Source organism: Pseudomonas sp. LBUM1644, assembly GCF_059716195.1.
Window position 1 is genome coordinate 1,133,108 of sequence record NZ_CP166812.1, and the last position, 13,537, is coordinate 1,146,644.

Here is a 13,537-nt window from a genome sequence, read left to right on the forward strand (position 1 = left end):
CGCGCCGCCCTTACTGTTTCTCAACCGCAGGTGTATCGTATTCGCCTTTTGCAGGCCCCGCGCCTGTCGCAGATACGTGAGGTAGTTGAGTTCATGTCTTTTACCCGTCGCCAAATCCTCGGTGGCCTGGCTGGTCTTGTTGTCGTTGGCGTGGGGGCCGGTGGCGCGTCGCGCTACTGGCTGGGCAAGATGGCCGACGCTGACGCCGGCCACGACTACGAGCTGATCGCGGCACCGCTGGACGTTGAACTGGTGGCGGGGCACAAGACCGAAGCCTGGGCTTTCGGCCCGTCGGCGCCGGGTACTGAGCTGCGGGTGCGCCAGGGTGAATGGCTGCGGGTGCGTTTCATCAATCACCTTCCGGTGGCGACCACCATTCACTGGCACGGCATCCGCCTGCCGCTGGAGATGGACGGCGTGCCTTACGTCTCGCAGCTTCCGGTCCTGCCGGGTGAATACTTCGACTACAAATTCCGTGTCCCCGACGCCGGCAGCTACTGGTATCACCCGCATGTGAACAGCAGCGAAGAACTCGGTCGCGGGCTGGTCGGCCCATTGATCGTCGAAGAGCGCGAACCCACCGGTTTCAAGTACGAAAAAACGCTGAGCCTCAAGAGCTGGCACGTCGATGAAGAAGGCGCTTTCGTTGCCTTCAGCATTCCCCGCGAAGCGGCTCGCGGCGGTACGGCGGGGCGGCTGTCGACCATCAACGGCGTCACGCAAGCGGTGATCGACTTGCCCGCCGGGCAGATTACCCGGGTGCGCGTGCTCAACCTCGACAACACGCTGACCTACCGTCTCAACATTCCGGGCGTCGAAGCGCAGATCTATGCCCTGGATGGCAACCCTGTCGAACCGCGCCCGCTGGGCAAGGAATACTGGCTAGGCCCGGGCATGCGTATTTGCCTGGCGATCAAGGCGCCGCCGGCTGGTGAAGAGTTATCACTGCGCAACGGCCCGGTACGTCTGGGCACATTCCGTTCGGTGGCCAACACCGATGCACCGACCCAGTGGCCGCCCGCGCTGCCCGCCAACCCGGTAGCCGAGCCGGACCTGGCCAATGCCGAGAAACTCAACTTCAATTTCGAATGGGTCGGTTCGGTGTCGGTCAATGTCGACGTTGGCAAACCACCGAGCTTGTGGCAGATCAACGGCAAGGCCTGGGACATCACCGACAAGACCTGCGCCGACCGCCCGATTGCCAGGCTTGAGAAGGGCAAGAGCTATATTTTTGAATTGAAGAACATGACTCAGTATCAGCACCCGATTCACTTGCACGGCATGAGCTTCAAAGTCATCGCCTCGAACCGGCACAAGGTCATCCCGTACTTCACCGACACGTATTTGCTGGGCAAGAACGAACGCGCGCAAGTGGCGTTGGTAGCGGATAACCCGGGTGTGTGGATGTTCCATTGCCATGTGATCGACCACATGGAAACCGGCCTGATGGCCGCTATCGAGGTGGCGTGATGCGTCAGATTCGTCCCGCCGCGATCATCGATCGCAGCCGTGATCGCGACTTCATGCGCGAAGCCCTGGCGCTGGCTGCACAAGGCGCGGCGCTGGGGGAAGTGCCGGTGGGCGCGGTGCTGGTGCAGGACGGTGAAATCATCGGTCGCGGCTTCAATTGCCCGATCATCGGCAACGACCCGAGCGCCCATGCCGAGATGGTCGCGATCCGCGCGGCAGCGTTGGCCGCCAGCAACTACCGGCTGCCCGGCAGCACGCTCTACGTGACACTGGAACCGTGCAGCATGTGCGCCGGGCTGATCGTGCATTCGCGGATTGCCCGGGTGGTGTATGGCGCTTTAGAGCCGAAAGCCGGGATTGTGCAAAGTCAGGGGCAGTTTTTTACCCAAGGCTTCTTGAATCACCGGGTGCTGTTTGAAGGCGGGGTATTGGCCGAGGAGTGCGGGGCTGTTTTGAGCGAGTTCTTCAAGGCCCGACGCGCGAAACCAACAGAATAAACACGGAACCCATGTGGGAGCGGGCTTGCTCGCGAAAGCGGTATGTCAGTCACATCAATGCTGGATGTACCGCCGTCTTCGCGAGCAAGCCCGCTCCCACATTTTGATCTCCAGTGGTAGGGCGATCGGGGTTTACTTGCGGGCGACAATCACGGCACGCATCGGTGCCGGCAACCCTTCAACCGTCTTGCTGTGATCTTCGGGATCAAGGAAATCACTCAACGACTGATACTTCATCCACTCCGTCCCGCGCTGCTCTTGCACCGTGGTCACGCTCACGTCCACACAGCGAACATCCGTAAAACCGGCACGCCGCAACCACAGTTCCAGCGCCGGTACCGACGGCAGGAACCACACGTTACGCATCTGCGCGTAGCGGTCTTCCGGGACCAGCACTTGCTGCTGATCGCCTTCAATCACCAGCGTTTCCAGGACCAGTTCGCCACCCTTGACCAGGCAATCCTTCAGCGCCAGCAAGTGCTCGATCGGCGAGCGACGGTGATAGAACACGCCCATTGAAAACACCGTGTCGAAACCTTCCATGTTGGGTGGCAGGTCTTCGAAAGGGAACGGCAGGTGCCAGGCATTGGGTTCGGACAAGTAACGCTGTACCGCCTGGAACTGGCAGAAGAACAACCAGTTCGGATCGACGCCAATCACGCTGTCCGCGCCGGCGCCGAGCATGCGCCACATGTAATAGCCGTTGCCGCAGCCGACATCGAGAATGCGTTTGCCCTTCAGATCCAGATGCGGCGCAACCCGCGACCACTTCCAGTCCGAACGCCATTCGGTGTCGACATGCACGCCAAACAGATCGAAGGGCCCCTTGCGCCACGGCGACAAACCCATCAGCGCGGTGCGCATTTGCACACGGGTCGCGTCGTCGCAATCGGTGTCCAGCGTCAGGCCATTCAACAGATCGACTTCGGTTGGCTGGATCTTGGGCAATGCATCCAGCGCGCTCTGCCAGCGCTCCAGGTCGCCATGACCCTTTTCCATTTTCTTGTCGAGTTGACGCTGCAGGGTGTTGGCCCAGTCGGCCAGCGGGGTGCCAGCCAGGCGGCGGGCGAGGGGGGACAGATCAATCATGGCAAGGCAATCAACGAGGCAAAGTTAAGGCACTGGAACCACGGCACGACTTTCGAGAACCCGGCGGCCAGCAAGCGCTCGCGGTGTTCTTCGAGGCTGTCGGGCTTCATGACGTTTTCGATGGCGCTGCGTTTCTGGGCGATTTCCAGTTCGCTGTAGCCGTTGGCGCGTTTGAACGCCACGTGTAAGTCGGTGAGCAGCGCGTGTTCTTCGAGGTCGTTGAAGCGCAGCTTTTCCGAGAGGATCAGCGCGCCGCCGGGCAGTAACGACTGGCGGATGCGCGACAGCAACGCCGTGCGCTGCTCCGGGGCGATGAATTGCAGGGTGAAGTTCAGCGCCACCACCGAGGCCGGCTGGAATTGCAGCGCGAGGATGTCGCCTTCGATCACTTCGACCGGCAGCAACTCCTGGAACATCGAGTCCTGACCATTGAGGTATTCGCGGCAGCGTTCGACCATGGCCGCGGAGTTATCCACAGCGATCACGCGGCAGCCGTCGGTGCGCACATGGCGGCGCAAGGCCTGAGTCACGGCGCCAAGGGACGAGCCGAGGTCGTAAAGCACGCTGTTGGGCTGGGCGAATTGCGCGGCGAGCACGCCGAGGTTTTCAACGATGGTCGGATAACCTGGCACCGAGCGCTTGATCATGTCCGGGAACACCCGCACCACGTCTTCGTTAAAGGCGAAGTCAGGCACCTGGGCCAAAGGCTGGGCGAAAAGGCGATCGGGTTCTTTGCTCACGGCGGTTCCAGCGGCTTCGGTTGAAAAGGCCGGCATTTTAGCCAACTTGGCGCGGGGATGCGCGGGTTGTCTGATAAACCGCTCAATCAAAAGATCGCAGCCTGCGGCAGCTCCTACAGGGGATCTGCGGATTGCATCCGATCCCCTGTAGGAGCTGCCGCAGGCTGCGATCTTTCAAACGGTTGAACGCGGAGTCTGATCGAACGCCGACGCTGTGATGCCCCATTGCCCCAGCCAATAACTGAGAATGATCACATAAGGCGCGACCTGGAACGGGGCAACGAACCGGTTAATACCAATCACGCTATCGGAAAACACAAACGCCACCGCACCCGCCGCCGCCAGCAACGCCGAGCGTTTCGGCACATCAGTGCCCAGGCGAGCCAGAGCCCGCCAGAGCATGGCGCTGATGGCCAGGCCATAAACGATCACCGGGATCAGCAACGGCCCCAAGCCATGAGCAATCAAAATACCCAGCAGCACCGCACCGACGCCCAGCGCGATGATCAGCGGCAACACCGCCAATCGTCGACAATCGCTCAAATAAGCTTTCAGATACGCCAGGTGCGCGACCAAAAATGCCCCGAGGCCAAACACAAACAAATCCCCCGGCCATGCCAACAACACATCGCCGAGCAGGGAGAAAATCAATCCAAGGCTGATCCAGCGCCGATACTCGCTAGGCGGTGCATCGTGCAGCCAACCCAGCAGGGCGAGTACCGGCAGCGGCTTGACCAGCAGGCAGAGCAGCGCGGCGTGAATGCTGAGGCCATAGAGAAAGGTCACCGCGCCCATCAGCGCCAGAATCAGCCAACCCACGATCAGTTAACCGAAATCGCGCAGTCGAATGTTTCAACCGGCAGAACTTCCGGTGCCCACGGTTGTTGCGAGGTCAGACGCAAGCGCCCGGAACCCGCCGCGAACGCCTGGAAGCGCCAGGTCGAGAGACCCGCGCTGCCGACGATTCCAGCATCTTCCGGGTTGCTGTACACCTCGGGGCTGAGCGCGCGAAGCACACCGCCGGCCGAATCCTGGATTGCCCAGCGGTAACCCGTGGTCGGATTGCTTGGCAAGGTCAGGATCAGGTTTTGCCCATTGGTGAGCTTTAGCGGGCATTCGCTTTGTTTTTCCACGGTCACGTTCTGTTTCGGTTGCGTGGCGCACGCGGCCAGCAAGGAGAGGGCGAGGGGAACAAACAGGCGGGTGGGGGACATAAGGTCAGCAGCTCCGGCATTCACGACGAACGGCGAGCATAACCGAGATGAGACAAAGTGTGACAGCGCCGGGAATTGGCGGTGTCAGGGCTGACGCCTTCGCGGGCAAGCCTCGCTCCTACAAAGGGTATGTGTCGCCAAAATGTGCACAACACATAACCGTAGGAGCGAGGCTTGCCCGCGAAAGCGATCTTGCAGGCGCTACAGAAACATCAGAACAGAATCTTCGCCACATCCGCAAAGCGCTTGGCGAAATGCACGGTAATCCCTTCCTTCAGATAATCCGGCAACTCGTCAAAGCTCCCACGGTTAGGCTCCGGCAAGATCAATTCAAAGATCTTCTGCCGCCGCGCCGCAATCACCTTCTCGCGCACCCCGCCAATCGGCAGCACATGCCCGGTCAGTGTCAATTCGCCGGTCATGGCCACGCCTTTTTTCGGCGGTTGATTGCGCGCCAGGGACAGCAGGGCACTGGCCATGGTCACACCGGCGCTCGGGCCGTCTTTCGGGGTGGCACCTTCCGGTACGTGCAGGTGCACGAAGGCTTCGTCGAAGAACTTCGGATCACCGCCAAACGACTTCAGATTTGAACTGACGTAGCTGTAGGCAATTTCCGCCGACTCTTTCATCACATCACCCAGTTGCCCGGTGAGCTTGAAGCCGCGATTGAGCGTGTGAATGCGCGTGGCTTCGATCGGCAATGTGGCGCCGCCCATGCTGGTCCAGGCCAGTCCGGTAATTACGCCAGTGCCGGACAGCACTTGTTCGTTGCGGAACACTGGGTGGCCGAGTGAGGCTTCGAGGTCTTTCGGGCCGAGCTTGATCACGGCTTTCGGCTCGTCGATCAGTTTCACTACGGCCTTGCGCACCAGTTTGCCCAGTTGTTTTTCCAACTGGCGAACCCCGGCTTCGCGGGCGTAACCGTCGATCAACACTTTCAAGGCACTGTCGCTGATGCTCAGGCTGCCTTTCGACACGCCGGCCTTTTCCAACTGTTTCGGCCACAGGTGACGCTTGGCAATGGCGATTTTTTCTTCGGTGATGTAGCCCGACAGGCGAATCACTTCCATCCGGTCCAGCAACGGGCCGGGGATTGAGTCCAGGGTGTTGGCGGTGCAGACGAACAGCACTTTCGACAGGTCCAGGCGCAAGTCCAGATAATGGTCGAGGAATTCGACGTTCTGTTCCGGGTCGAGGGTTTCCAGCAGCGCCGAGGCCGGGTCGCCCTGATAGCTCTGGCCCATCTTGTCGATCTCGTCGAGCATGATCACCGGGTTCATCACTTCGACGTCTTTCAGCGCCTGCACCAGTTTGCCCGGTTGCGCGCCGATGTAGGTGCGGCGGTGGCCCTTGATCTCCGCTTCGTCGCGCATGCCGCCGAGGCTGAAGCGATAGAACGGCCGGCCCAGGGATTCGGCGATGGATTTACCGACGCTGGTCTTGCCCACACCCGGCGGCCCGACCAGCAAGACGATGGAGCCGCTGATCTCACCTTTATAAGCACCGACCGCGAGGAATTCGAGGATGCGATCCTTGATGTCGTCGAGGCCGGCGTGGTGCTTGTCCAGCACCTTGCGCGCGTGCTTGAGGTCGAGTTTGTCCTCGCCATACACGCCCCACGGCACCGAGGTCGCCCAGTCGAGGTAGTTGCGGGTCACCGCGTACTCCGGCGAGCCGGTCTCGAGGATCGACAGCTTGTTCATTTCCTCTTCGATGCGTTTTTGCGCCTGGCTCGGTAACACCTTGCCTTCCAGGCGCTGCTCGAACTGTTCGACGTCGGCGCTGCGGTCATCCTTGGTCAGGCCCAGCTCTTGCTGGATGACTTTCAACTGCTCTTTGAGGAAGAACTCACGCTGATGCTCGCCGATCTTGCGGTTAACTTCGGCAGAGATCTCTTTCTGCAACCGTGCGACTTCGACTTCCTTGCGCAGCATGGGCAGGACTTTTTCCATGCGCTTGAGCATTGGCACGCAATCGAGCACTTCCTGCAGCTCGCTGCCGGTGGCCGAGGTCAGGGCGGCGGCGAAATCGGTCAGCGGTGAGGGATCGTTAGGGCTGAAGCGATTGAGGTAGTTCTTCAGCTCTTCGCTGTACAGCGGGTTGAGCGGCAGCAATTCCTTGATCGCGTTGATCAGTGCCATGCCGTAGGCCTTGACCTCGTCGGTCGGCTCGGTGGGCTGATGTGGGTATTCGACTTCTACCAGGTACGGCGGGCGATGGTGTTTGAGCCAGGTGCGGATGCGCACGCGGGTCAGGCCCTGAGCGACGAATTGCAGCTTGCCGTTTTCGCGGCTGGCGTGGTGCACCTTGACCAGCGTGCCGTAGAGCGGCAGGGCCGAGGTGTCAAAATGGCGCGGGTCTTCCTGGGGCGTGTCCATGTAGAACAGGGCCAGGGAGTGGTGGTCGGATTTGCTCACCAGGTCGAGCGTTTCAGCCCACGGTTCTTCGTTGACGATGACCGGCAGCACTTGGGCCGGGAAGAACGGGCGGTTGTGGATCGGAATGATGTAGACCTTGTCCGGCAGGTTTTGGCCGGGCAGGGCGAGGCCTTTGCCGGTGGAGTGGTGTTCGGCGTTCTCTGGGTCGGCGTATTCGCTCGGGTCTTCGGGGAATTCTTGCTGGTCGCTCATGGGGCACCTGCGCAATGGGATATGGGTCTTAGATGGGGCAGGTGCGGGGTGGTTTCAATGGCGGGGGGGATTTCGTGATGTGTGTTCAGGGTTTTGACAGGTCGATAGCGGGTCCTGCTTTGCGAGCCTGCTGGTGGGTTTTTAGGCGATGAACTTCTGAGCGTTGGCGAGGCTGTCAGGCTGTATGGGGCTTTCGAGGGGGCTGCGTCTCAAGATCAAAAGATCGCAGCCTTCGGCAGCTCCTACAGGGAAGTGCGTACGGTTATGGGCGAATCTCGATCATCGTGCCGTCCGGCACCAGGCCCCAGACTTCGCGCATGTCCATGTTGCGCATGGCAATGCAGCCGTCAGTCCAATCCAGCGTGTGGAACAGGTTTTCCGGATAGTCATAGGTGTCGGGAGTCCCGTGAATCATGATCATGCCACCGGGATCGACACCTTCACGCCGCGAGCGGGCAGAGTCGGTAACGTTGGGATAGCTGATGTGCATGGCAAGGTTGAAACGATCACTCACCTTGCGCCAGTCCACCCAGTAAAAACCTTCGGGTGTGCGTTTATCGCCTTCCATCAACTTCGCGCCCCTGGGCTGTTTGCCCAGCGAGATGCGATAGGTTCGCAACGGTTGGCCGTCGGCGATCAATTGCAGTTGATGGGCAGACTTGAGCACCAACACTTTATCGATGGGTTTGCCATCCAGCGTGACCACGGTAGACGCTTGGGAAACAACAACGAACGACAAGCAGAACAGGGCAAGCAACCAGCGCATTGAAACGATATCCCTAGAGGTGTCGCGACTATTTTTTGTAGGAGCTGCCGAAGGCTGCGATCTTTTGCGACTTACAATGATTCCGAAAATTGAAATCAGGTAATGGCAGGCTGACCAAGCGGCGGGATCGACTCGGACCGAACGGGGTAGACCTCGGACAGCCGGTCAGCGAAGAAGCATTCTAAGGTACGGCCCACTGTGCGGAAAGCCAGCTCGGACCAAGGGATGTCGGCTTCATCGAAAAGCGCCACTTCCAGGCTCTCCGGGCCGGCGGAAAAATCCAGGTCGACCAGCTCCGCGCGAAAGAACACATGCACTTGGCTGATGTGCGGCACATCGATCAACGTATAAATGCTCAGGTTGCGCACCCGGGCGCAGGCTTCTTCCGCCGTCTCGCGAATGGCCGCCTGCTCGATGGTTTCACCGTTCTCCATGAAACCGGCAGGCAGGGTCCAATAGCCGAGCCTTGGTTCGATGGCACGCCGGCACAGCAATACCTTGGAGCCCCAGGTCGCCACGCAGCCCGCGACAATGTTGGGGTTCTGATAGTGAATCGCCTGACAGCTGTCGCATACAAAACGCAGGCGCGAATCGCCTTCGGGGATGCGCTGGGTCACCGGGTTGCCGCACTGACTGCAAAATTTCATGCTTGGGTTCCTGAATGCTGCGCCTATCTTGGCGTGCGGCGGTGTCAGTCGGCAAGTTGTCGTTTAGCGACACACGGCGGTTCGGGGGTTGGGCGGTCGGTGTGATTGGTGCATGATGCGAAGTAGAGAATAAATCGAGAAGACTCATGCTGGACGAGCTACTGCATCGAGTAAGCAACCACACCCCACGCACAATGGAAACCGACAAGCGTTTCCCTGAGGCCGCGGTACTGGTGCCCATCACCCGCAGTGATGAACCGGAACTGGTCCTGACCCTGCGCGCCAGCGGGCTCTCGACCCATGGCGGTGAAGTCGCCTTCCCCGGCGGGAGACGCGATCCCGAAGACCCGGACCTGATTTTCACCGCCCTGCGCGAAGCCGAAGAAGAGATCGGCCTGCCGCCCGGGCTGGTTGAAGTGATCGGCCCGCTGAGCCCGTTGATTTCCCTGCACGGCATCAAGGTCACGCCCTATGTCGGCGTGATTCCGGATTTCGTCGAGTACCGGGCCAACGATGCCGAAATCGCTGCGGTGTTCAGTGTTCCCCTGGAGTTCTTCCGCAAGGACCCGCGCGAACATACGCATCGCATCGATTATCAGGGCCGCAGTTGGTACGTGCCGAGTTACCGCTATGGCGAATACAAGATCTGGGGGCTGACCGCGATCATGATCGTTGAGTTGATCAACCTGCTCTATGACGCCAAAATCAGCCTGCACCAGCCTCCCAAGAGTTTTATTAACATCTGAAGCCATCGCTCGTATGGCCTGAAAACCGCGGCCGCCTGAGCCCTGAGGACAACACGATGAAATACCGCCTGGGCGACGCCCGCGTCGAAACCCATCCACAGAGCTGGGTCGCACCCAATGCCGTGCTGGTCGGCAAGGTCAAACTGGAAGAGGGCGCCAACGTCTGGTTCAACGCCGTGTTGCGTGGCGACAACGAATTGATCCTGATTGGCAAGAACAGCAACGTCCAGGACGGCACCGTGATGCACACCGACATGGGCTACCCACTGACCATCGGCACCGGCGTGACCATCGGCCACAATGCCATGCTCCATGGCTGCACCGTCGGTGACTACAGCCTGATCGGCATCAACGCGGTGATTCTCAACGGCGCCAAAATCGGCAAGAACTGCATCATCGGCGCCAACTCGCTGATCGGCGAGGGCAAGGAAATTCCGGACGGTTCGCTGGTCATGGGCTCGCCGGGCAAAGTGGTGCGCGAGCTGACCGAACAGCAGAAGAAAATGCTCGAAGCCAGCGCCGCCCACTATGTGCATAACTCACAGCGTTATGCCCGCGATCTGATTGAGCAGGAAGAATGAACACCCCCGAACACCCGGTACGATCGCCCTGCGTGAATATCTGCGCGCTGGACGACGATGACATCTGCACCGGGTGTCAGCGCACGGTGGCAGAGATAACGGGCTGGAGCCGGATGAGTAACGAAGAGCGGCGCGAGGTGTTGGGGTTGTGTCATGAGCGGGCCAAGTCCAGCGGCCTGCTCTGGATGCTGGGCAAAACTCCGAATCCTTAAATCAAAAGATCGCAGCCTGCGGCAGCTCCTACAGGGTGAACGCATTCCCATGTAGGAGCTGCCGCAGGCTGCGATCTTTTGATCTTCAAGTTTGCGAAAACAGGCCGTCGCCAGCTGAAGCCAAACCCTCAGGTTCATGTAAAATGCCGCGCTTTCTCCCCATGGGAAGCGCGCGTGGCGTTGCATCCCTCGATGATCCGCTCCTTTGAGGACCTGAGATGACCCGTATCGGAACTCCATTGTCGCCAACCGCGACCCGCGTATTGCTGTGTGGCTGTGGCGAGTTGGGCAAGGAAGTGGTGATCGAGCTGCAACGCCTGGGCGTTGAAGTGATTGCCGTTGATCGCTACGCCAACGCACCGGCCATGCAAGTCGCGCATCGCAGCCACGTGATCAACATGCTCGACGGCGCTGCCCTGCGTGCGGTGATCGAAGCCGAGAAGCCGCATTTCATCGTGCCGGAAATCGAAGCCATCGCCACCGCGACCCTGGTCGAACTGGAAGCCGAAGGCTTCACCGTGATCCCGACCGCACGCGCAACGCAGCTGACCATGAACCGCGAAGGCATTCGTCGCCTGGCCGCCGAAGAACTGGACCTGCCGACGTCGCCGTATCACTTCGCCGACACCTTCGAGGCTTACAGCAACGCCGTTGAAGACCTCGGTTTCCCCTGCGTGGTCAAGCCTGTCATGAGCTCGTCGGGCAAGGGCCAGAGCCTGCTGCGCAACGCTGATGACGTAAAAGCCGCTTGGGACTATGCACAAGAAGGCGGCCGCGCCGGTAAAGGTCGTGTGATCATCGAAGGCTTCATCGATTTCGACTACGAAATCACCCTGCTGACCGTGCGTCACGTCGGCGGCACGACGTTCTGCGCGCCGGTCGGTCACCGTCAGGAGAAGGGCGACTATCAGGAATCCTGGCAGCCGCAAGCCATGAGCCCGATTGCCCTGGCTGAATCCGAGCGCGTCGCCAAAGCAGTGACCGAGGCGCTGGGTGGTCGTGGTCTGTTTGGTGTCGAGCTGTTCATCAAAGGCGATCAGGTGTGGTTCAGCGAAGTGTCGCCGCGTCCGCATGACACGGGTCTGGTGACCCTGATTTCCCAGGATCTGTCGCAGTTCGCGTTGCACGCACGGGCGATTCTCGGCCTGCCGATCCCGTTGATCCGTCAGTTCGGGCCATCGGCTTCGGCGGTGATTCTGGTTGAAGGGCAGTCGACCCAGACCGCTTTCGCTAACCTGGGCGCTGCATTGAGCGAGCCGGATACGGCGTTGCGCTTGTTCGGCAAGCCTGAAGTGAATGGCCAGCGCCGGATGGGCGTGGCGTTGGCGCGTGATGAATCGATCGAGGCTGCTCGTGCCAAGGCAACCCGCGCTGCTCAGGCTGTTGTAGTCGAGCTCTAACCGAGGCGCGACTTTCGCGGGCAAGCCCGCTCCCACAGGTTCAGTGTGATCCCTGTGGGAGCGGGCTTGCTCGCGAAGCTTTTGCTTTATCTTCAGGCCACCCGATTCAAATCGTTATGCCGAGTCTCTTTCAGGCACAACACCGCGATCAAACTCAGCACCGCCGCCCCCGACACATACCCGCCGACATAACTCAAACCGCCCATCGCCACCAGTTTCTGCGCGAAGAACGGTGCCGCCGAGGCCCCGACTATGCCGCCGAGGTTGTAGGCCGCCGACGCGCCGGTATAGCGCACGTGTGTCGGAAACAGTTCCGGCAGCAGGGCCCCCATCGGTGCAAACGTCACGCCCATCAGAAACAGTTCGATGCACAGGAACAGCGCCACGCCCCAAGTCGAGCCCTGGGTCAGCAGCGGCTCCATAAGGAACCCGGACAAAATCGCCAGCACGCCCCCGATGATCAGCACCGGTTTACGTCCATAACGGTCGCTGGCCCAGGCCGACAACGGTGTCGCGGCGGCCATGAACAGCACGGCGAAGCACAGCAACGCCAGGAAGGTTTCGCGGGTGTAGCCGAGTGTCGAGACGCCGTAGCTCAGCGAAAATACCGTCGAGATGTAGAACAGCGCGTAACACACCACCATCGAGCCGGCGCCCAACAGCATCGGTGCCCAGTATTGGCTAAACAATTCCACCAACGGGATCTTCACCCGTTCCTGGCGCGCCATTGCGTTGGCAAATACCGGTGTTTCATGCAGTTTGAGACGTACATACAGGCCGACCATCACCAGCAAGGCGCTGAGCAGGAACGGGATACGCCAGCCCCACGAACGAAACTGTTCGTCGTTCAGTGTCATCGCCAGCGTCAAAAACAGGCCGTTGGCGGCAAGAAAGCCAATCGAAGGGCCCAACTGCGGAAACATGCCGAACCAGGCGCGTTTGCCCTTGGGCGCATTCTCCGTGGCCAGCAGCGCCGCACCGCCCCATTCGCCGCCCAGCCCAAGCCCCTGGCCGAAACGCAGCACACAAAGGAGGATCGGCGCCCAGGCACCGATGCTGTCGTAACCCGGCAACACGCCGATCAGCGTGGTGCACACCCCCATCAGCAATAACGAAGCGACCAGCGTCGACTTGCGGCCGATGCGGTCACCAAAGTGACCGAACAGCGCTGAACCCAGCGGTCGTGCGAGGAAGGCGATACCAAACGTGAGAAATGCCGACAGCATCTGGGCGGTGCCGGAAGTCTGCGGAAAGAACACCGGACCAATCACCAGCGCTGCCGCTGTGGCGTAGACGTAGAAGTCGTAGAACTCGATGGCGGTGCCGATGAAACTCGCCGTGGCCACTCGCGTGGCAGAGTTCGTCGGTTGGGCAGGCGTGGTTTCGCTGTAAGTTGTGCTCGTCGTCATGCGGTAATCCCTGACAGTCTTATGCTCCAGTGGAGCGAATTATTATGGTCGAACACCCAGGGATGTGGGTTTAACGCGGCGTGCGGGTAGCACTGGGGTGTGACGGGGCTTGGGTAAGCTGATTCGATTATAAGAA

Annotated in this window: 14 protein-coding genes; 6 read left to right on the forward strand and 8 right to left on the reverse strand. The window is 60.3% G+C overall.

What is annotated here, in order from left to right; all coding sequences use genetic code 11:
• The first annotated feature begins 93 nt into the window (after positions 1-93).
• A complete protein-coding gene (locus tag ACA052_RS05155; protein ID WP_497648684.1) occupies positions 94-1,470 on the forward strand; it encodes a multicopper oxidase family protein in 1,377 nt (458 codons plus the stop codon).
• Positions 1,470-1,967: a tRNA adenosine(34) deaminase TadA gene (tadA, locus tag ACA052_RS05160; RefSeq protein WP_497648685.1), complete on the forward strand. Its 498-nt coding sequence runs from the start codon at positions 1,470-1,472 to the stop codon at positions 1,965-1,967. Before ACA052_RS05155 ends, tadA begins: the two co-directional genes overlap by 1 nt.
• 132 nt (positions 1,968-2,099) lie before the next feature.
• Here tadA and cmoB read toward each other — a convergent pair whose 3' ends face one another.
• From cmoB to ACA052_RS05195, 7 genes are all read right to left on the reverse strand, one after another.
• On the reverse strand, positions 2,100-3,056 hold the full coding sequence (gene cmoB, locus ACA052_RS05165; protein WP_497648686.1) for a tRNA 5-methoxyuridine(34)/uridine 5-oxyacetic acid(34) synthase CmoB: 957 nt from the start codon (positions 3,054-3,056) through the stop codon (positions 2,100-2,102).
• Positions 3,053-3,832, reverse strand: coding sequence for a carboxy-S-adenosyl-L-methionine synthase CmoA (gene cmoA / locus ACA052_RS05170; RefSeq protein WP_462042711.1), 780 nt, complete (start codon positions 3,830-3,832; stop codon positions 3,053-3,055). Before cmoA ends, cmoB begins: the two co-directional genes overlap by 4 nt.
• 138 nt (positions 3,833-3,970) lie before the next feature.
• Positions 3,971-4,615, reverse strand: a complete 645-nt coding sequence (locus tag ACA052_RS05175; protein ID WP_497648687.1) for a lysoplasmalogenase — start codon at positions 4,613-4,615, stop codon at positions 3,971-3,973.
• A 2-nt stretch (positions 4,616-4,617) separates the two neighbouring features.
• A complete protein-coding gene (locus tag ACA052_RS05180) occupies positions 4,618-5,010 on the reverse strand; it encodes a protease inhibitor I42 family protein (RefSeq protein ID WP_497648688.1) in 393 nt (130 codons plus the stop codon).
• A 212-nt stretch (positions 5,011-5,222) separates the two neighbouring features.
• Positions 5,223-7,640 carry an endopeptidase La gene (lon, locus tag ACA052_RS05185; RefSeq protein ID WP_497648689.1) on the reverse strand — a complete coding sequence of 806 codons (2,418 nt, stop codon included), beginning with the start codon at positions 7,638-7,640 and terminating at the stop codon, positions 5,223-5,225.
• 262 nt (positions 7,641-7,902) lie between these two features.
• A complete protein-coding gene (locus ACA052_RS05190) occupies positions 7,903-8,406 on the reverse strand; it encodes a L,D-transpeptidase family protein (protein WP_497648690.1) in 504 nt (167 codons plus the stop codon).
• Between the two features lie 95 nt (positions 8,407-8,501).
• Entirely contained in the window at positions 8,502-9,053 is a 552-nt protein-coding gene (locus ACA052_RS05195; RefSeq protein ID WP_497648691.1) for an NUDIX hydrolase, read from the reverse strand.
• Between the two features lie 146 nt (positions 9,054-9,199).
• Between ACA052_RS05195 and ACA052_RS05200 the strand changes: the two genes are divergently transcribed.
• The 4 genes from ACA052_RS05200 to purT all read left to right on the forward strand — a co-directional run bounded on the left by ACA052_RS05200 (position 9,200) and on the right by purT (position 11,992).
• Positions 9,200-9,799 (forward strand): CoA pyrophosphatase, encoded by a 600-nt coding sequence (locus tag ACA052_RS05200; RefSeq protein WP_497648692.1) that lies wholly within the window; start codon positions 9,200-9,202, stop codon positions 9,797-9,799.
• A gap of 56 nt (positions 9,800-9,855) precedes the next feature.
• Positions 9,856-10,380 carry a gamma carbonic anhydrase family protein gene (locus tag ACA052_RS05205; RefSeq protein ID WP_497648693.1) on the forward strand — a complete coding sequence of 175 codons (525 nt, stop codon included), beginning with the start codon at positions 9,856-9,858 and terminating at the stop codon, positions 10,378-10,380.
• Positions 10,377-10,592, forward strand: a complete 216-nt coding sequence (locus ACA052_RS05210) for a DUF1289 domain-containing protein (protein WP_497648694.1) — start codon at positions 10,377-10,379, stop codon at positions 10,590-10,592. Before ACA052_RS05205 ends, ACA052_RS05210 begins: the two co-directional genes overlap by 4 nt.
• Positions 10,593-10,810: 218 nt before the next feature.
• Positions 10,811-11,992: a formate-dependent phosphoribosylglycinamide formyltransferase gene (purT, locus tag ACA052_RS05215; RefSeq protein ID WP_497648695.1), complete on the forward strand. Its 1,182-nt coding sequence runs from the start codon at positions 10,811-10,813 to the stop codon at positions 11,990-11,992.
• Between the two features lie 92 nt (positions 11,993-12,084).
• Here the strand turns inward: purT and ACA052_RS05220 are convergent, their stop codons facing one another.
• A complete protein-coding gene (locus ACA052_RS05220) occupies positions 12,085-13,401 on the reverse strand; it encodes an MFS transporter (RefSeq protein ID WP_497648696.1) in 1,317 nt (438 codons plus the stop codon).
• Positions 13,402-13,537 lie beyond the last annotated feature (136 nt).